The organism is Methylosinus sp. RM1 (assembly GCF_011378635.1).
In the GTDB taxonomy this organism is placed as follows: Bacteria; Pseudomonadota; Alphaproteobacteria; order Rhizobiales; family Beijerinckiaceae; genus Methylosinus; species Methylosinus sporium.
The window spans coordinates 157201-173558 of the sequence record NZ_WOVC01000007.1 but is presented as its reverse complement, the minus strand read 5'-3'; the positions used below and the strand labels follow the sequence as shown (position 1 = coordinate 173558).

The window sequence follows — 16358 nt, the reverse complement described above, 5'->3', positions numbered from 1 at the left end:
GGAGCGGGAGCGCCCCGAGTGGCACAATTTTCCTGAAATCGCCACGTCGGCGCGCCGGAGCCTGTCCGGCCAAAAATCACTCTTTGCCGATCATAGCGAAAGTTTCGCGACGCGGCGCGCCCATATGGGCGGCGCCGAGCGCCGGTCCGGCGAGCGAATTGCCGCGGCGATCCGCTCGCGCGCGAGGTTTTCGAAGCGTCTCTGTTGCGCTATAGCATTTTCCCCGATGGCGCTTCGCAGCCATCCCGCGCCCGCGAGGACGGAATCTCGCGCGCGCGGCGGAGATCGACGATTGCGGCGCTCGCGCCGTGGGAACTGGGGGAAGGAAACGCATGATCCGCGAATTCCAATATCGTGGCGAAACTTTCAGGGTCAACGCGCATGGCGTCGCCGGTCACGAGGAGGTGTTCATCATGCACCTCGTCGACGGCGAGGAAGAGGGCGAGATCTCCATCGATCGCATGACCGAGGAGAACGACACCAGCGCGCCGATCGACGCCATCTGCGTGATGCTGTGTGACAAGCTCATCATCGAGAACAGCATCGACGTCGCCGATCCGAACGGCGCCTTCGCCTGGGTCGAGATGAAGACGCAGCGCGACGTTCTGCCCACCCGCGACGACTGGGCGACGCACTGAGACGGCGCCGGTCCGCCGCGAGAGTGGGCCGGCGGCGCGTATTCTTTGTCGAGAGGCCGCCTCGCGCGGCTTCTCGACGAAATGCGGCGCAGCCGCGCTTCGGATTTCACGCATGAGCTCCGACCCCGCCGCGCCTGCGGCAGAACGGATCGATTTCACGCATTTTGCGGCCGTCGACATTCGCATCGGCACGATCGTCGTCGCCCATGCTTTTCCCGAGGCGCGCAAGCCCGCCTATAAGCTCGAGATCGATTTCGGCCCTGGCCTCGGCGTCAAGCGCTCCAGCGCGCAGATCACGGCGCATTACGACATTGCCACTCTAGTCGGGCGCCAAGTGGCGGCGGTGGTGAATTTCCCGCCGCGACAGATCGGCAAATTCATGTCCGAGGTGCTGGTGCTCGGTTTTCCCGATGAAAATGGCGATGTGGTTCTGGTCGCGCCGGAACGGGCCGTGCCGAATGGGGCGCGGTTGTATTGAAGGGCTGACGGCTCGCCGCTTTATTTGAAGACGTTGAGCCAACCGAACAAATCGACCAGAGACTCGAATGTCTCCAGCCAGTCGTTCCAAGCGAATATTCGCTCTCGAATCGTCGGTGGTTCTTGTTCCGACATCGTCGTGGCGGAGTCGTCCCGCTCCCTTCGAATTGAAGTTTCGAGTCGTATGCTATTGTCACACGCATGAAAGAGCAATCCGCGGCGACCTCCATCCTGAGCGTGAGGGTCTCACCCGATGAGCGTGCGCTGCTCGAAGAGGCGGCGTCACAGTCGCGCATGACCTTGAGCGAATTCATGCGTCGCAAGGCGGTGGAGGCGGCGGAGGCCGAGGTGCTCGAGCGCGGGGTCGTCACCATACCGGCGAAGGATTGGGAGGCGTTCGAGGCGTGGCTCGAACGTCCCGCCGAGCCGATCGCTGCGCTTTCGGCGTTGGCGCGGCGACGACAATGCGCGCAGCTTTTACGCGCGATGGGGGTTTTGCGATCTGCCCTATGATCCGCGCCGCGCGATGATCATTCGCATGGCCGATCCGGCTGAGCTTCACGGAGCGTCGCTGATTTAGCGGCTCGTCTCACGTCTGCCCCGGCCGCAGCCGATAGAAGATATGATTGCCGATCTTATCCATCTTCTTCAGCTGCTTGGCCCAGCGCGGCTTCACATAATTCGCATGGTAATGCGTCGAGCGGCCCACATCCGAAATATAGGTGTGCCCGTTCATCACCTCGTCGGCGACGCGCTGCGCCGTTGCCCAGGAGTCGGGCTCGGTGACGCGCAGCTTGCGGCCCTCGCAGGCGAAGGAGAATTGGCAGGCCTTGTAATGGCTGCGGTTCTGATAGACGACGCCGCAAACGCTGGTCGGATAGAGGCCCGAGGACACGCGGTTCAGCACCACTTGCGCCACCGCCGCCTGCCCCGCCTCCGGCTCGCTGCGCGACTCGAAATAGACCGCCTCGGCGAGGCAGCGCTTCTCGCGCGCCAGCTTGTCCGGGTCGATGAGCGAAGCGTAATCGGGCGGCGTCTTCGGATCCCGCAGAGCGGGCGAAGGCGCGAAGGAGGCGACGGCGATCGGCACAGCGTCGGGCTGCGCAGGCGTCGAGGAGGCGAGCGCCGCGGCGCGCGCGACCTGCGGCGTGGCGCCATGGGCGGCGCGCTCGCGCATCGCCTGCGAGATGCGCTGCGTCGTCGCCGAGCCGCGCTGCGTCGGCGACGCCTGGCCATTGCCGCGCTGCGTGGTCGGCGCGCCGCTCGAATCGGCGGGGAGATCGGCCTCCGGCCCGGCGAGGGCGATGGTCGTCGTCTCGCCATCGGCGCCGAGCGAGACCTCCACCGTCTCGCCGTCGTCGCGCCGCGTGTCGAAAGACGGGCGCATGACGATGATGGGATCGCCCTTCCTGGTGCGGTCGACCTCGGGGAAGGCCTCGGCATGGGGCTTGAGCGCGGCATGAGGCTCGCGCTCGTCCGGCCGCGCGTGAAAATCCTCCGGCGCGCCGACGGACAGGCGCGCCGTTTGAATGCGCGCGAGATGCGGCGGAATTTTCCAGCCTTGCGAAGGGTCCTGGCCCGCCGCGGCGGTGAAGGACACCAATAGGCCAGCGCCCAGCCACCAGGGCGCGATGACGCCTATGGCCCAGCTCACTCCCGAACGACGACCCATACGCTCAACGCCCCGTCTCGACCCGCGAAAAGCGTGGCCGAAGCGCCACACGCAAACGCAGAAAAGCTCACGGGGAAAATTTATCGCAGATTAGGCTTGCAGGTCGGTTAAGGCGGCGCTCGTCGGGCGTCCCGCTTTGGATCATTCGCCGAGAAGATGCGCGACGAGCTCGCGCGTCTGCGCGCCATGGCGATGCTCGAAGAGATAGATCGCCTGCCACGTCCCCAGAACCAGAGCGCCGCGCGACAGCGGTATGGAGAGCTGCGTCTGCGTCAGCGCCGTGCGTATATGGGCGGGCATGTCGTCGGGGCCTTCCGTGTCATGCTCATAGAGGCCTTCGCCCTCGGGCGCGAGGCCGGCGAAGACGCGCTCGAGGTCGCGCAACACGGCGGGGTCGGCGTTTTCCTGAATGGTGAGCGAGGCCGATGTGTGTCGGCAGAACAACGTCAGCAGCCCGGCGGTCAGGCCCTGGCCGTTCGCCCAGGCGGAGACGACGCGAGTGACGTCGTAAAAGCCCTTGCCGCGGGTCTCGACGTGGAAGTGATGAAGCGACTGGCGCATGGCGGGAAATGTGCGGGCGAAGCGTGGAGAAGTCCAGCGCTCCGCGCGGCTCACGCCGTGCTCACCGCCTCCTTGCCCAGCGCCGCCTGCGCCGCGGCGAGCCGCGCGATCGGCACGCGATAGGGCGAGCAGGAGACGTAATCGAGGCCGACGCTCTCGAAGAAGGCGATGGAGGCGGGATCGCCGCCATGCTCGCCGCAAATGCCGAGCTTGATCGTGGGGCGCTGCGCGCGAGCGCGCGTCGCGGCGAGGCGCACCAATTCGCCGACGCCTTCCTGATCGATGGTCACGAAAGGATCGGAGGGCAAAATGCCCTTTTGCGCATAGGCGCCGAGGAAGGAGCCGGCGTCGTCGCGCGAGACGCCGAGCGCCGTCTGCGTGAGGTCATTGGTGCCGAAGGAGAAGAACTCGGCCGTCTCGGCGATCTCGGCGGCGCGCAGACAGGCGCGCGGCAGCTCGATCATCGTGCCGATGTGATATTTGGGCGAAAGGCCGGTTTCGTCCGCCACGGCCTTCGCCGTCGCGGCGATGCGCTCGGCGACGAAATCCAGCTCCGCCTTGGAGAAGACCAGCGGCACCATGATCTCTATGGCGGCGGGAACGCCGGTCTGTGCGGCGGAGGCGATCGCCGCCTCGAAAATCGCGCGCGCCTGCATTTCGGCGATCTCGGGAAAGGCGACGGCGAGGCGCACGCCGCGAAAACCGAGCATGGGGTTGAACTCGGAGAGCTCCTTGGCGCGCTGGCGCAGCTTGGCGGGGTCCGCGCCCATGGCCTGCGCCACATCGGCGATCTCCGATTCCGTATGCGGCAGGAATTCGTGCAGCGGCGGGTCGAGCAGGCGGATCGTCACCGGCAGGCCGGCCATGATCTCGAACAGCTCCTGAAAATCGCCGCGCTGGATCGGCAGCAGCTTGGCGAGGGCGGCGCGGCGTCCCGCGGCGTCATCCGCGAGGATCATCTCGCGCACCGCGATGATGCGGTCGTCCTCGAAGAACATATGCTCGGTGCGGGCGAGGCCGACGCCCTCGGCCCCGAAACGCCGCGCCGCGCGGGCGTCGACGGGCGTCTCGGCGTTGGCGCGCACGCGCATTCGGCGCGCGGCGTCGGCCCAGGACATCAGCACGGCGAATTCGCCGGTGAGCTCGGGCTGGCGCATCTTCACCGCGCCGGCGATGACACGCCCGGCCGAGCCGTCTATGGTGACGAGATCGCCCTTGGAAAAGCGCCGCCCGGCGACGGAAAAGCTCTGCTCCTCGTAATTGACGCGGATCGCGCCGACGCCGCAGACGCAGGGCTTGCCCATGCCGCGCGCCACGACGGCGGCGTGCGAGGTCATGCCGCCGCGCGTCGTCAATATGCCCTGCGCGGCGTGCATTCCGCCGATATCCTCCGGGCTCGTCTCGACGCGCACCAGAATGATCTTGCGCCCCTGCGCGGCGAGCGCCTCCGCCTCCGCGGCGTCGAAGACGATCTCGCCGACGGCGGCGCCGGGCGAGGCCGGAAGGCCGGTCGCCAAAATCGTCGGCTTCACATCCGGGTCGATGGTGGGATGCAGCAATTGGTCGAGCGACAGCGGATCGATGCGCAAAATCGCTTCTTCGCGCGTGATCAGCCCGTCATCGGCCATGTCCACGGCGATTTTCAGCGCGGCCGGCGCGGTGCGCTTGCCGGTGCGCGTCTGCAGCATCCAGAGCTTCCCGCGCTCGACGGTGAACTCCATATCCTGCATGTCGCGATAATGTTTTTCGAGAAGTTCGGAGACGCGGCGAAACTCTTCGAACACATCTGGAAGCGCCGCTTCCATCGAGGGTCGGCTGGAGCCGCCGGCGCGGCGCGCCGCCTCGGTGATCGGCTGCGGCGTGCGAATGCCGGCGACGACATCCTCGCCCTGGGCGTTGATGAGGAACTCGCCATAGAGCTCGCGCGCCCCGGTCGAGGGATTGCGGGTGAAGGCGACGCCGGTCGCGGAATTGTCGTCCATATTGCCGAAGACCATGGCCTGCACATTGACGGCCGTGCCCCAATCCTCGGGAATATTGTGCAGCTGCCGATAGATGACGGCGCGGTGATTCATCCAGGACGAGAAGACGGCGCCGATCGCGCCCCATAATTGCGCGCGCGGCTCCTGCGGAAAGGGGCGGGAAGTCGCTTTCTCGACAATCGTCTTGAATGTCCCGACGATAGTGCGCCAGTCCGCGGCCGAGAGCTCCGTGTCGAGCGAGAGATCCTTGCCGGCCTTGTAATGCTCGAGCGCGTCCTCGAATTCATGATGCTCGAGGCCGAGCACCACGGTCGCGTACATTTCGATGAAACGGCGATAGGAATCATAGGCGAAGCGCTCATTGCCGGCGATCGTCGCCAGCGCTCCGACGGTCTCGTCGTTGAGGCCGAGATTCAGCACCGTATCCATCATGCCGGGCATGGAGGCGCGGGCGCCCGAGCGCACCGAGACCAGCAGAGGCCATTTCGCCTCGCCGAAACTGTGCCCCGCGAGTTGGCCGAGGCGGTCCAGCGCCGCATCGATCTGCGGCCCGAGCTCGGCCGGATAGGTCTTGCCATGCGCATAGAAATGCGCGCAGACCTCGGTGGTTATGGTGAAGCCAGGGGGGACCGGCAGGCCGAGTCCGGCCATTTCGGCGAGATTGGCTCCCTTGCCGCCCAGCAGATTCTTCATCGCGGCCGCGCCTTCGGCCGCGCCGCCGCCGAAATTATAGACCCATTTGGTCATAGCATCATTTTCCGGGCGCCACGCTGCGGCGCAACATACAAGAACCGGACCGCCGAGAGCTTCCCCCGAAGGTTTCGCATATTCGAGCTCTGGCTCGCAACCGGCGGAGCCGGAACAAAGCCGCGTCGAGCCCGGCTCTGTGACAAAATAGGTCGGCCGAGACGAATATTCCGTGAACGCGGCGCCCGGAAAATCGCGCGGCGGCGCTCGCGCCCCGGCCGAACCCGGATGCGGCGTGTTTGATCTGCGCGCCCGCTACCCAAATCGCCGGCCGCTTGTTACACGAAGAGCGACCCCGCACGCCCGAGCCGCCACCTTGTCGCAGATTTCCGATCTTCTCTTCGACACCACCGTCGCCGCCGCCAGCCTAAAGGATTTTCTGGCGGGCGGGCGCTTGCGGCTCGGCGTCACCGGCCTGTCGCGCTCCGGCAAGACGGTGTTCATCACCTCGCTGGTGCATCATCTGACGCGCGCCGTCGCCGCGCGCGACGCCGCGCATGGCCGCAAGAATCAGCTGCCCGTGTTCCGCGTCGCCGCCGAAAATCGCCTGCGCAGCGCCCATCTCGATCCACAGCCGGACGACGCCGTGCCGCGCTTCTCCTATGAGGAGCATCTGTCCGCGCTGACCGGCGCCGATCGCCATTGGCCGCAATCGACGCGACGCATCTCCGAGCTGCGCGTGACGCTGGAATATGACCGCAAATCCGCCGGTCTGCTGTCGAGCTTCCGTCCCGGTCCGGCGCGGCTCGACATAGACATCGTCGACTATCCCGGCGAATGGCTGCTCGACCTGCCGCTCCTAGAAAAATCCTATGCGCAATGGTCGCGCGAGACCTTGGAGGCCGCGTCGGCGGCGGCGCGCGCGACCATCGCCGCCGATTGGCGCGGCGCCACGGCGGGGATCGACCCGCTCGGCCGCGCCTCGGAAGACGATGCGCGCAAGCTCGCGGCGCTATTCACCAATTATCTGCGTTCCGCCAAGACCGAGCGCTTCGCCCTCTCCACTTTGCCGCCAGGACGCTTTCTGATGCCGGGCGAGCTCGAGGGCTCGCCGGCGCTGACCTTCGCGCCGCTGCCGGTGGAGGAAGGCTCGGCTCCCCCGTCCAGGAGCCTCGCGGCGATGATGGAGCGCCGCTACGAGGCCTATAAGACCCATGTGGTGCGACCCTTCTTCCGCGATCACTTTGCGCGGCTCGATCGGCAGATCGTGCTGGTGGACGCGCTCGCCGCGCTGAACTCCGGCCCCGCCGCCGTGCGCGATCTCGAGACCGCGCTCGCCGATGTGCTGACCGCCTTTCGCACCGGCCGCTCCAATCTTCTGGCGACGATCTTCCGCCCGAAGATCGACCGCATCCTCTTCGCGGCCACCAAGGCGGACCATCTCCACCACACGAGCCATGATCGGCTGGAGGCCGTGTTGCGGCATCTCACCTCGCGCGCGATCGAGCGGGCCGAGGGCGTCGGCGCGACCATAGACGTGATCGCGCTCGCCGCCGTCCGCGCGACGCGCGAGGCCATCGTCAAGCATGACGGGGAATCGCTCGCGGCCATCGTCGGCACGCCGATCGAGGGAGAGCGCATCGGCGACGACGTGTTCGACGGCGTGGCGGAAGGCGCGATCTTCCCGGGCGAATTGCCGGCCGATCCGCGCCATGTCTTCCGCGGCGACGCTCTGGCGCTGGCCGAGGAGGACGCCGATTTCCGCTTCCTGAAATTCCGCCCGCCGATCGCCTCCCTCGGCCGCGACAAGGAGCCTCTCCCGCTACCGCATATCCGGCTGGATCGGGCGATGGAGTTTTTGTTCGGGGATAGGTTGGGATGAGGTAGCCGTGTCTCATTTACAGAAAAACTGGAGCACGATGATGCTTCGCGCTTTCATCATGATTTTTATCGTCTCGATTTTTGTCCGAGAGGTCCGAGCCGAAGAGTTCGAATGCAAGTTTCGTTCTGGAGGCTATCCGTTCGTCACCGTTCGAAATGGTGAGGGAAACGAGATCACCTACACAGTTTCGCTCAGTAATTCCGACTGGACCCTAGGGCCTTTCGGCTACCACGCCACGGCCGTCATCGAATGTCCTGGCTGCACGTCGGGACGTTTCGTTCGGGGACTTGTCTGGCTCAGCGTATTGGACGAGCCGCCTCGCCAGCTCGGCGACGCGGTGTCGAAGAGCGTCATCGAGGGACGATCCCAAATGTCGCTTTTCGCTCCGTATGAAAGCGCGAAGCCGAGCGGCGAGGAGCAGGTGGCGCGCGTCGGAAGCTTTGTCGGTTGCCGACGCGATTATGAGACGTTTCAGAAAGACGGGCGCGCGAGCCACGACATTGTCGCGGTCTCGGCGAATGACGGCTGCGGACTGATCAATTTATGGTTGGAGACGTCGCCGCGGACAATGGATCGCTCCATCGCCGATTCCGTCGAACAGTTGTTGGCGTCGATACGGATCACGAGGAGCGGCGGTTGATCGTGAGGCGCCGGACGCCTCCACGAGTCCGTCACTTGGCGAGTTTCTCATAGAGCGGCCCGAAACGCTCGAGGCTTGCCTGGTATGCGGACATCACATGCGGCCGCCGTCGCGTCTCGGCGTGATCTACGACGTAAGCGCGGAGCGCGTCTTCGACGATCGACTGGAGCGGCCGCTTTTCGTCCCTCGCGATCTTACGAATTCCCGCCAGCACGTCTTGATCGATCCGCATGACGAATTTTTCCCGGACGAAAACCATCGCGCTCTCCTTCCAAAAGGAAATATCGGCGGGCGTCGAGAAGCGCCAGAACAGATAAAGAAATTACGGACACCATGAAAAAAGGCGGGGTCTCCCCCGCCTCTCTTCGCAATTCGCTATTCGCCCGCGCTCACCGCGCCAAAATCGCCAGCAGCAGCAGCGCTACGATGTTGGTGATCTTGATCGCCGGATTCACGGCCGGGCCGGCGGTGTCCTTATAGGGGTCGCCGACCGTGTCGCCGGTCACCGAGGCTTTGTGCGCGTCGCCGCCCTTGTAATGGGTGACGCCGTCCTTATCGACGAAGCCGTCTTCGAAGCTCTTCTTGGCGTTGTCCCAGGCGCCGCCGCCGGAGGTCATCGACACGGCGACGAAGAGGCCGTTGACGATGACGCCGAGCAGCGCCGCGCCCAGCGCCGCAAAGCCATTGGCCTTGGAGCCGGAGATGATGGTCACGCCGAAATAGACGACGATCGGCGCCAGCACCGGCAGCAGCGAGGGGATGATCATCTCCTTGATCGCCGCCTGCGTCAGCATATCGACGGCGCGGCCGTAATCCGGGCGCTCCGTGCCGTCCATAATGCCGGGCTTCTCCTTGAACTGACGGCGCACCTCTTCCACCACGGAGCCGGCCGCGCGGCCGACCGCCGTCATGGCGATGCCGCCGAAGAGATAGGGGATGAGGCCGCCGAGGATGAGGCCGGCGACGACATAAGGATTGGCGAGATCGAAATCGACCTTGCCGATATCCTTGAAGTAGGGAACGCCGCTCTCGGTGAAGTGCCGCAGATCATTGGAATAGGCGGCGAACAGCACCAGCGCGCCGAGCCCCGCCGAGCCGATGGCGTAGCCCTTGGTGACGGCCTTGGTGGTGTTGCCGACCGCGTCCAGCGCGTCGGTATTGTGGCGCACTTCCTTGGGCAGGCCGGCCATTTCGGCGATGCCGCCGGCGTTGTCCGTCACCGGGCCGAAAGCGTCGAGCGCGACGATGATGCCGGCGAGGCCGAGCATGGTCGTCACCGCAATGGCGACGCCATAGAGGCCGCCCGCCTGATAGGCGAAGATGATGCCGAGCGCGATGACGATCGCCGGCGCCGCCGTCGCTTCCAGCGAGACGGCGAGACCCTGGATCACATTGGTGCCATGGCCCGTCACCGAGGCTTGGGCGATCGACACCACCGGGCGCTTGCCTGTGCCGGTGTAATATTCGGTGATGTAGACGATGAGGCCCGTCACCGCGAGGCCGATGAGGCCGGCGAAGAACAGGCCATAGCCGTGGATCGCCTCGCCATTGGCCTTGCCGATCTCGCCCCAGCCGACCGTGAAAGTGGTGGCGAGGAAAAGGCCGCCGATCGACAGCACGCCGGCGGCGATGAGGCCCTTATAGAGCGCGCCCATGATCGTGTCCGGCACGCCGATCTTGTCGAACAGCGGGCCGGCGATCTTGCCGATCTCGGACTCATCGGCGCCGAGCTTCACGAAATAGGTGCCGGCGATGGAGGTGACGATGGACAGGCCGCCGATCGCCAGCGGATAGACGATCGCAGAGGCGAGGCCCGCCTGCCCGGCGAAGAAGATGGAAGCGAGAACCATGGTCGCGACGATGGTCACGACATAGGTCTCGAAGAGATCGGCCGCCATGCCGGCGCAATCGCCGACATTGTCGCCGACATTGTCGGCGATGGTGGCGGGATTGCGCGGATCATCCTCGGGAATGCCGACCTCGACCTTGCCGACGAGATCGGCGCCGACATCGGCGCCCTTGGTGAAGATGCCGCCGCCGAGGCGCGCGAAGATGGAGATCAGCGAGCCGCCGAAGCCGAGCGCCACCAGCGCGTCGACGACGACACGGTCGGAAGGCGCATAGCCCGCGAAGACGGTGAGGATGAAGTAATAGATCGCGACGCCGAGCAGAGCGAGGCCGGCGACCAGAAGGCCGGTGATCGCGCCTGCCTTGAAGGCGATGTCGAGGCCGCCGGCGAGCGAGACCGTCGCCGCCTGCGCGGTGCGAACATTCGCGCGCACGGAGACATTCATGCCGATGAAGCCGGCCGCGCCCGAGAGCACCGCGCCGATGAGGAAGCCGAAAGCCACCGCCCAGCCGAGCAGAATGACGAGCAGCACGAAGATGACGCCGCCGACATAGGCGATCGTCGTATATTGGCGTTTCAGATAGGCCTGCGCGCCCTCCGCGACGGCGCCGGATATTTCCTGCATGCGCGCAGAGCCGGCGTCCGCCTTCTCGAGTTCTTGCCAAGTCTTGACGCCATAAGCGACAGACAATAGTCCGAAGACGATGCTGAGAAACAATACCATGACGATTGCGCCCTCTCCGTTCCTCGGCCGCGCGCGCTGATTTGTTTTCGTGGCCTGCGCCTGCGGCAATTTCGTCCCGGCGACAACGACATTCCGACCGCAGGCGAATCGTTCGGCTGCGGCGCCGGGGAATAGCGCGTCAGTCATGCCAGAAACGCCGGTTTTCGGCAATGGCGGCAAAGGTCGCGCGCCGCCCCGGAGCCTAGAAGTGGCTGAAGGATAGACGACTGAAATTTATAATACTTCCAGAAGAATCTAAGAACTGTGGCGGCTCGGCGCCGGCTGTGACGACGCCGATCTCGGCGAGAGCGACCCCCGCTTTCCCCGCCGCGAGCGCCAGCGCAGGGGCGGCGTCGACGGAGGCGCAGCAGAGGATTTCGTAATCGTCCCCGCCCGTGACCGCGCGAGAGAGCAGCTCCGGCTCGAGCGCGATCGCCTCGCGCGCGGCCGCCGAGAGCGGAACCCTGCCGAGTTCCACAAGCCCGCTCACGCCGCTCGCCCGCAGCAGCTTGGCGAGATCGCCGGCGAGGCCGTCGGAAACGTCCATGGCGGCGCTCGCGTGCTCGCGCAGCGTCGCGATCAAGGGCAGACGCGGCTGCGGCAAACGATAGCGATCGAGCAGATGCGCCCGCGTCCCCTCACCGAGCCTCTCGGCAAAAGCCTCGCCGCGGGCGACGCCGAGGCCGAGCGCGGCGTCGCCTATGGTCCCGGAGACGAAAATGCGATCCCCCGGCCGTGCGCCCGAACGCGAGACGAAACGCGTCGCGCGGCCGAAGGCGGCGATGGAGATGGTCAGAGGGCCGGGCGTCGCCGTGGTGTCGCCGCCGAGCAACGGACACGCGAATTCGCGCGCATCCTCGGCGAGGCCGGCGGCGAAGCTGCGCGCCCAGTCATTGGTCCAATCGGGCGGCAGCGACAGAGTGAGCAGAAAGCCGAGAGGCTCCGCCGCCTTGGCCGCGAGATCGGAGAGGTTTGCGCGCAAAGCTTTCTTGGCGACGAGGCCGGGCGGATCTTCGGGGAAGAAATGCACGCCGGAAACCAGCGCATCGGTGGTGACGACGATCTCCCGCGCTCCTCCCAGCAGCAACAGAGCAGCGTCATCACGTAAGCCGAAGGCGCCATCCCCGGCCAAGGGCGCGAAGATTTCGGCGATGAGCTCGTCCTCGCTGAAGCGGCGCTCGCTCATCGCCTCACCTCACTTCTCGGCGAAATGCTCCGGCCGCGCCTGTCGCGCCAGGCGATCCAGCACGGCGTTGATCATGCCGGACTCGGTCGCGCCGAAAAATGCGCCGGCGACGTCCACATATTCCTTGATGACCACTTTGACAGGTATGTCGCGGCGAAACCCCAGCTCGAAGCCGCCGGCGCGCAATATGGCGCGCATCACCGACTCGATGCGCTGCAGCGGCCAGCCGCCCTGCAGCGCCTGGTCGAGCGCGCGATCAATCGTCGCCTGATTGTCGAGCACGCCCTTCACAATGTCGCGGAAGAACTGCAGCTCGGCCGGCTTATATTGGACGCCCTCGATCTCGCGGCCGATCCAATGGACCTCGAATTCGGCATAGATCTCGTTCAGCCCCTTGCCGGCGACCTCCATCTGATAGAGCGCCTGCACGATGGCGAGCCGCGCCGCCGATCTCTCCTCGACGCTCACGAGCGGCCCCCGAGCTTGCGCTTCAAGCGCACCAGGGCGAGCGCCGCCAACGCCGCGTCGCCGCCCTTGTCGGCCCCGCCCTGCTTGGGATCGGCGCGCAGCACGGCCTGCTCCTCATTGTCCACGGTCAGGACGCCATTGCCGAGCGGCAGGCGCCGCGAGACGGAGAGATCGGTGAGAGCGCGCGCGCTCTCATTGGCGACGATCTCGAAATGATACGTGTCGCCGCGAATGACGCAGCCGAGCGCCACCACGCCCTCATATGGCGCGCCGGCGGCCTCCGCCGCGTCCAGCGCGATGGCAGCGCCGGCCGCAAGCTCGAGCGCGCCGGGGACGGTGATGGTGGTGACGTCGCAGCCGAGCTCTTCCAGCGCATGGACCGCGCCCTCGTGCAGAAGCTCGACGATATCTTCGTTGAAATGCGATTCGACGACGAGAATGCGCGCGCCTTCGACAGGCGCGAGATCATCGTCATCGGCGCGGTAGGACCCTGCCATTCACGACTCCATGGGCGGAGGGGCGCACCCCTCCATCACCCTCGCCCGCTGCGGGAGAGGGATGCGGCGAGCGTCCCGCGAACTCTCTATGAAGCGCGCAACCTGCTCCCTCTCCCGCGAAGCGGGGAGGGCTAGGGTGGCGACGCGCGACGCTCTCTAGAAACGAAGCGGCGATGGATACACATTTTTTCGGGCAAAGCCTACAGCTCGTGAGAGGCGCTCGTCTGACGGCGCCCTACTTCCCCGCTTCCGTCAGCCGGGCGGCGTATCTCGCCATCAGATCGACCTCGAGGTTGAGGCGGTCCCCTGCCCTATAGCCGCCCCAGGTCGTCACCGCGAGCGTGTGCGGGATGATGAGAACGGAGAATCGGTCGCCCTCCACCGCATTCACGGTGAGCGAAGTTCCGTCCAGCGCCACAGAGCCCTTCTCGGCGATGAAGCGGGCATATTCATGCGGCGCCTCGATAGAGAAGCGCGACATGCCGTCGAAATCATCGCGGGAGACAATCGTCGCCACCCCGTCGACATGGCCGGTGACGATATGGCCGCCCAATTCATCGCCGATCTTCAGCGAGCGCTCGAGATTTATGCGGCGGCCGACGGCCCATTCGCCGGCCGTGGTGCGCGCCAAAGTCTCGGCGGCGGCGTCCACCTCGAAGACAGTGCGGGCGCCCTCGTGGCGCAGTCCGACCGCCGTCAGGCAAGGGCCGGAGCAGGCGATGGAGGCGCCGAGGGCGATGCTCTCCAGCGGATAGGCGCAGGCGATGGCGATGCGGCGCAATTCGCCGCGCGTCTCCACGGAGAGAATTTCGCCGACGTCGGTGACGAGGCCCGTGAACATTTCAGCCGATCCTCTCGTAGCGGGTCATGCGATCGACGCCGAGCATGGACGTATCGGCGAGGCGATAGCGGCTCTCATCCTCGAGAATGGCGCGCGCCGTCGCGGTGAGAGCGAGCCGGCCCTGACGGCCCAGCGGCCTCAGCCCGGTATGAAGGACGACATCATCGGCGAGCGAGGCGACGAGCAGGCTCTCGGCGACGCGCGGACCGCCCTCGCTGAAGACGCGCGTGATTCCGCGCCGCGCCAGCTCGCCCAGCGCCTCGCTCAGAGCGAGACGTCCGGCGGCGTCCACGCCGGCGCGCGCGACCTCCATTCCGGTGGCGGCGGCGAAATCCTGCGCCTCGGCCTCGGCGACGCCCTCCCCGACGATGACCAGGGTCGGCGTCTCGCGCGCCGTGGCGGCGAGGCGGGAGCTGCGCGACAGGCGCAGCCGCGCGTCCAGCACCACGCGCAGCGGCTTGAAGGCCTCGAGGCCGGGAAGGCGCACGGTGAGCAGCGGATCATCGACCGAGGCGGTGCCATAGCCGATCATGATCGCGCTGTGCAGCGAGCGCTCGATATGGGTGACGCTATCGGCGAGTGCGCCGGTGATGAAGAGGCGCGGGTCGTGCTCGGCCCCGGCGGCGTAGCCATCCGCCGTCTGAGCGAGCTTGAGAGTGACCATGGGCCGGCCCTGCGTCACCCGCAATATATGGCCGAGATGGTCGGCCCGGGCCTGCGCAGCGCGTACGCCGGTCGTCACTTCCACGCCGGCCTCGCGCAGCCGGGCGTGGCCGCGGCCGGCGACGCGATCGTCCGGGTCCTCGAGCGCGGAGACGACGCGGGCGATTCCAGCGGCGATGATCGTGTCCACGCAAGGCGGCGTCGCACCGTGATGGGAGCATGGCTCCAGAGTGGCGTAGAGCGTCGCGCCGCGCGCGGCCTCGCCGGCGGCGGCCACGGCGACCGCCTCGGCGTGCGGGCGCCCGCCGAGCGCCGTATAGCCGCGGGCGATGACGACGCCGTCCTTGACGATGATCGCGCCAACGGCGGGATTAGGCCCGGTGCGGCCGAGATTGCGCCGGCCGATCGCCAGCGCCGCCGCCATGAAGGCGTCGTCTACGACGGTCTGAGACTCGGATTGCGGCTTCGTCGCGGTCATCTCCCGCCCGGCGCGGTTTCGGGGTCCATCACCGTATCCGCGCGCTGCTCCCCCTCGCTATGCGATAATTCGTCGATCAGCGCGTGGAAATCGCCGACCTCGCGAAAATCGCGATAGACGGAGGCGAAACGCACATAGGCCACATCGTCGAGCGTTTTGAGGCCCTGAATCACCAATTCGCCGATCTGCGTGCTCTCGATCTCCGTGTCGCCGGAGCTCTCGAGCTGGCGCACGACGCCATTGACCATGCGCTCGACGCGCTCGGGATCGATGGGCCGCTTGCGCAGCGCGATTTCCAGCGAGCGCATCAGCTTGTCGCGATCGAAAGGTACGCGGCGGCCCGATTTCTTCACCACGATCAGCTCGCGCAGCTGCACGCGCTCGAAAGTGGTGAAACGGCCGCCGCAGCCGGGACAGACGCGCCGACGCCGGATCGAGGAGGAATCCTCGGCCGGACGGGAGTCTTTCACCTGCGTGTCGGGCGAGCCGCAATAGGGACAGCGCATTGGCCCTCTTTTGACGATGAGCCGTCTGCTTAGCCCGTTCCTCGGGACTGTCGCAAGCGTCGGGGATCGATTTTTGGGGAGCGCCGTTGCCGCGGCTCCCTTCTGCCCCGATATTATCGGTTGATACAACCGATATATCGGTCGACGCCGGAAGACCTATAAGAGGAACTAGCGATGAAGGCGCAGTTTATCACCACGCCGAACGGCGAAGAACTGGCGATCCTTCCACGCGCGGATTACGAGGCGCTCGTCGCGGCGGCCGCCGATGCGGAGGAGGACGCCGCCGACGCGGCCATATACGACGCCTGCAAGGCGGCAATGGCGAATGATCCGAATAGCGTTCTACCGGCGGAAGTATCCGCTTTCATGCAGCGCGGCGAACGCCTCGCGACCGCGATCCGCAAATGGCGCGGGCTGACGCAACAGGATGTGGCGGCGAAGCTCGGCATGGCGCAGGGCACGCTCAGCGACATAGAGAACGGCCGTCACCGCACGGCGGTCAACACCGTGCGCGCGCTCGCGAAGATTTACGATGTGCCGGAGGATTGGCTCATGGCGGTGATCGGTCCGCTCGAAGCGCAACCGGGAGCGCTCCACTAAAAGCGAA

General features: G+C 66.2%; 17 protein-coding genes. 6 read left to right on the top strand and 11 right to left on the bottom strand.

From position 1 onward, the window contains the following. The first annotated feature begins 332 nt into the window (after positions 1 to 332). The 3 genes from FMZ75_RS07260 (at position 333) to FMZ75_RS07250 (ending at position 1628) form a co-directional block, all read left to right on the top strand. Positions 333 to 638, top strand: coding sequence for a hypothetical protein (locus FMZ75_RS07260; RefSeq protein ID WP_166141844.1), 306 nt, complete (start codon positions 333 to 335; stop codon positions 636 to 638). A gap of 112 nt (positions 639 to 750) precedes the next feature. Then, positions 751 to 1116 (top strand): tRNA-binding protein, encoded by a 366-nt coding sequence (locus tag FMZ75_RS07255; RefSeq protein WP_166141843.1) that lies wholly within the window; start codon positions 751 to 753, stop codon positions 1114 to 1116. Between the two features lie 200 nt (positions 1117 to 1316). Beyond that, positions 1317 to 1628: a DUF1778 domain-containing protein gene (locus tag FMZ75_RS07250; protein WP_166141842.1), complete on the top strand. Its 312-nt coding sequence runs from the start codon at positions 1317 to 1319 to the stop codon at positions 1626 to 1628. Between the two features lie 76 nt (positions 1629 to 1704). On the opposite strand, the gene FMZ75_RS07245 is transcribed toward FMZ75_RS07250, so the two are convergent. From FMZ75_RS07245 to ppdK, 3 genes are all read right to left on the bottom strand, one after another. Then, positions 1705 to 2787, bottom strand: a complete 1083-nt coding sequence (locus FMZ75_RS07245) for a cell wall hydrolase (protein ID WP_166141841.1) — start codon at positions 2785 to 2787, stop codon at positions 1705 to 1707. A gap of 141 nt (positions 2788 to 2928) precedes the next feature. Beyond that, positions 2929 to 3348: a secondary thiamine-phosphate synthase enzyme YjbQ gene (locus FMZ75_RS07240; protein WP_142862331.1), complete on the bottom strand. Its 420-nt coding sequence runs from the start codon at positions 3346 to 3348 to the stop codon at positions 2929 to 2931. Positions 3349 to 3398: 50 nt separating this feature from the next. Further along, positions 3399 to 6077 carry a pyruvate, phosphate dikinase gene (gene ppdK / locus FMZ75_RS07235; protein WP_166141840.1) on the bottom strand — a complete coding sequence of 893 codons (2679 nt, stop codon included), beginning with the start codon at positions 6075 to 6077 and terminating at the stop codon, positions 3399 to 3401. Positions 6078 to 6393: 316 nt separating this feature from the next. Here ppdK and FMZ75_RS07230 point away from each other — a divergent pair, with 316 nt between their 5' ends. Further along, positions 6394 to 7899: a YcjX family protein gene (locus tag FMZ75_RS07230; protein WP_166141839.1), complete on the top strand. Its 1506-nt coding sequence runs from the start codon at positions 6394 to 6396 to the stop codon at positions 7897 to 7899. 7 nt (positions 7900 to 7906) lie between these two features. Beyond that, a complete protein-coding gene (locus FMZ75_RS07225) occupies positions 7907 to 8539 on the top strand; it encodes a hypothetical protein (RefSeq protein WP_166141838.1) in 633 nt (210 codons plus the stop codon). A 31-nt stretch (positions 8540 to 8570) separates the two neighbouring features. Here the strand turns inward: FMZ75_RS07225 and FMZ75_RS07220 are convergent, their stop codons facing one another. From FMZ75_RS07220 to nrdR, 8 genes are all read right to left on the bottom strand, one after another. Continuing rightward, positions 8571 to 8798 (bottom strand): hypothetical protein, encoded by a 228-nt coding sequence (locus FMZ75_RS07220; protein ID WP_166141837.1) that lies wholly within the window; start codon positions 8796 to 8798, stop codon positions 8571 to 8573. A 130-nt stretch (positions 8799 to 8928) separates the two neighbouring features. Then, positions 8929 to 11112: a sodium-translocating pyrophosphatase gene (locus FMZ75_RS07215; protein ID WP_166141836.1), complete on the bottom strand. Its 2184-nt coding sequence runs from the start codon at positions 11110 to 11112 to the stop codon at positions 8929 to 8931. A 202-nt stretch (positions 11113 to 11314) separates the two neighbouring features. Beyond that, positions 11315 to 12298 (bottom strand): thiamine-phosphate kinase, encoded by a 984-nt coding sequence (thiL, locus tag FMZ75_RS07210; RefSeq protein ID WP_166141835.1) that lies wholly within the window; start codon positions 12296 to 12298, stop codon positions 11315 to 11317. Positions 12299 to 12307: 9 nt separating this feature from the next. Further along, positions 12308 to 12766: a transcription antitermination factor NusB gene (gene nusB / locus FMZ75_RS07205; RefSeq protein ID WP_108916774.1), complete on the bottom strand. Its 459-nt coding sequence runs from the start codon at positions 12764 to 12766 to the stop codon at positions 12308 to 12310. Beyond that, complete coding sequence (gene ribH / locus FMZ75_RS07200) at positions 12763 to 13263, bottom strand: 6,7-dimethyl-8-ribityllumazine synthase (protein WP_108916775.1); 501 nt, start codon at positions 13261 to 13263, stop codon at positions 12763 to 12765. The genes nusB and ribH overlap by 4 nt, the downstream gene beginning before the upstream one ends. A gap of 235 nt (positions 13264 to 13498) precedes the next feature. Continuing rightward, positions 13499 to 14104, bottom strand: a complete 606-nt coding sequence (locus FMZ75_RS07195) for a riboflavin synthase (protein WP_108916776.1) — start codon at positions 14102 to 14104, stop codon at positions 13499 to 13501. A 1-nt stretch (position 14105) separates the two neighbouring features. Further along, positions 14106 to 15245: a bifunctional diaminohydroxyphosphoribosylaminopyrimidine deaminase/5-amino-6-(5-phosphoribosylamino)uracil reductase RibD gene (gene ribD / locus FMZ75_RS07190; RefSeq protein ID WP_108916777.1), complete on the bottom strand. Its 1140-nt coding sequence runs from the start codon at positions 15243 to 15245 to the stop codon at positions 14106 to 14108. Then, positions 15242 to 15751 carry a transcriptional regulator NrdR gene (gene nrdR / locus FMZ75_RS07185; protein WP_108916778.1) on the bottom strand — a complete coding sequence of 170 codons (510 nt, stop codon included), beginning with the start codon at positions 15749 to 15751 and terminating at the stop codon, positions 15242 to 15244. The genes ribD and nrdR overlap by 4 nt, the downstream gene beginning before the upstream one ends. Before the next feature lie 174 nt (positions 15752 to 15925). Between nrdR and FMZ75_RS07180 the strand changes: the two genes are divergently transcribed. Further along, positions 15926 to 16351: a helix-turn-helix domain-containing protein gene (locus FMZ75_RS07180; RefSeq protein WP_166141834.1), complete on the top strand. Its 426-nt coding sequence runs from the start codon at positions 15926 to 15928 to the stop codon at positions 16349 to 16351. The last annotated feature ends 7 nt before the right edge of the window (positions 16352 to 16358 follow it).

Coding starts and splice junctions, on each gene's coding strand:
- FMZ75_RS07220 (WP_166141837.1), bottom strand. CDS start 8,798: ATGGTTTTCGTCCGGGAAAAATTCGTCATGCGGATCGATCAAGACGTG.
- ribD (WP_108916777.1), bottom strand. CDS start 15,245: ATGACCGCGACGAAGCCGCAATCCGAGTCTCAGACCGTCGTAGACGAC.
- FMZ75_RS07255 (WP_166141843.1), top strand. CDS start 751: ATGAGCTCCGACCCCGCCGCGCCTGCGGCAGAACGGATCGATTTCACG.
- FMZ75_RS07245 (WP_166141841.1), bottom strand. CDS start 2,787: ATGGGTCGTCGTTCGGGAGTGAGCTGGGCCATAGGCGTCATCGCGCCC.
- FMZ75_RS07180 (WP_166141834.1), top strand. CDS start 15,926: ATGAAGGCGCAGTTTATCACCACGCCGAACGGCGAAGAACTGGCGATC.
- nrdR (WP_108916778.1), bottom strand. CDS start 15,751: ATGCGCTGTCCCTATTGCGGCTCGCCCGACACGCAGGTGAAAGACTCC.
- thiL (WP_166141835.1), bottom strand. CDS start 12,298: ATGAGCGAGCGCCGCTTCAGCGAGGACGAGCTCATCGCCGAAATCTTC.
- FMZ75_RS07215 (WP_166141836.1), bottom strand. CDS start 11,112: ATGGTATTGTTTCTCAGCATCGTCTTCGGACTATTGTCTGTCGCTTAT.
- FMZ75_RS07240 (WP_142862331.1), bottom strand. CDS start 3,348: ATGCGCCAGTCGCTTCATCACTTCCACGTCGAGACCCGCGGCAAGGGC.
- FMZ75_RS07195 (WP_108916776.1), bottom strand. CDS start 14,104: ATGTTCACGGGCCTCGTCACCGACGTCGGCGAAATTCTCTCCGTGGAG.
- ribH (WP_108916775.1), bottom strand. CDS start 13,263: ATGGCAGGGTCCTACCGCGCCGATGACGATGATCTCGCGCCTGTCGAA.
- ppdK (WP_166141840.1), bottom strand. CDS start 6,077: ATGACCAAATGGGTCTATAATTTCGGCGGCGGCGCGGCCGAAGGCGCG.
- FMZ75_RS07260 (WP_166141844.1), top strand. CDS start 333: ATGATCCGCGAATTCCAATATCGTGGCGAAACTTTCAGGGTCAACGCG.
- FMZ75_RS07250 (WP_166141842.1), top strand. CDS start 1,317: ATGAAAGAGCAATCCGCGGCGACCTCCATCCTGAGCGTGAGGGTCTCA.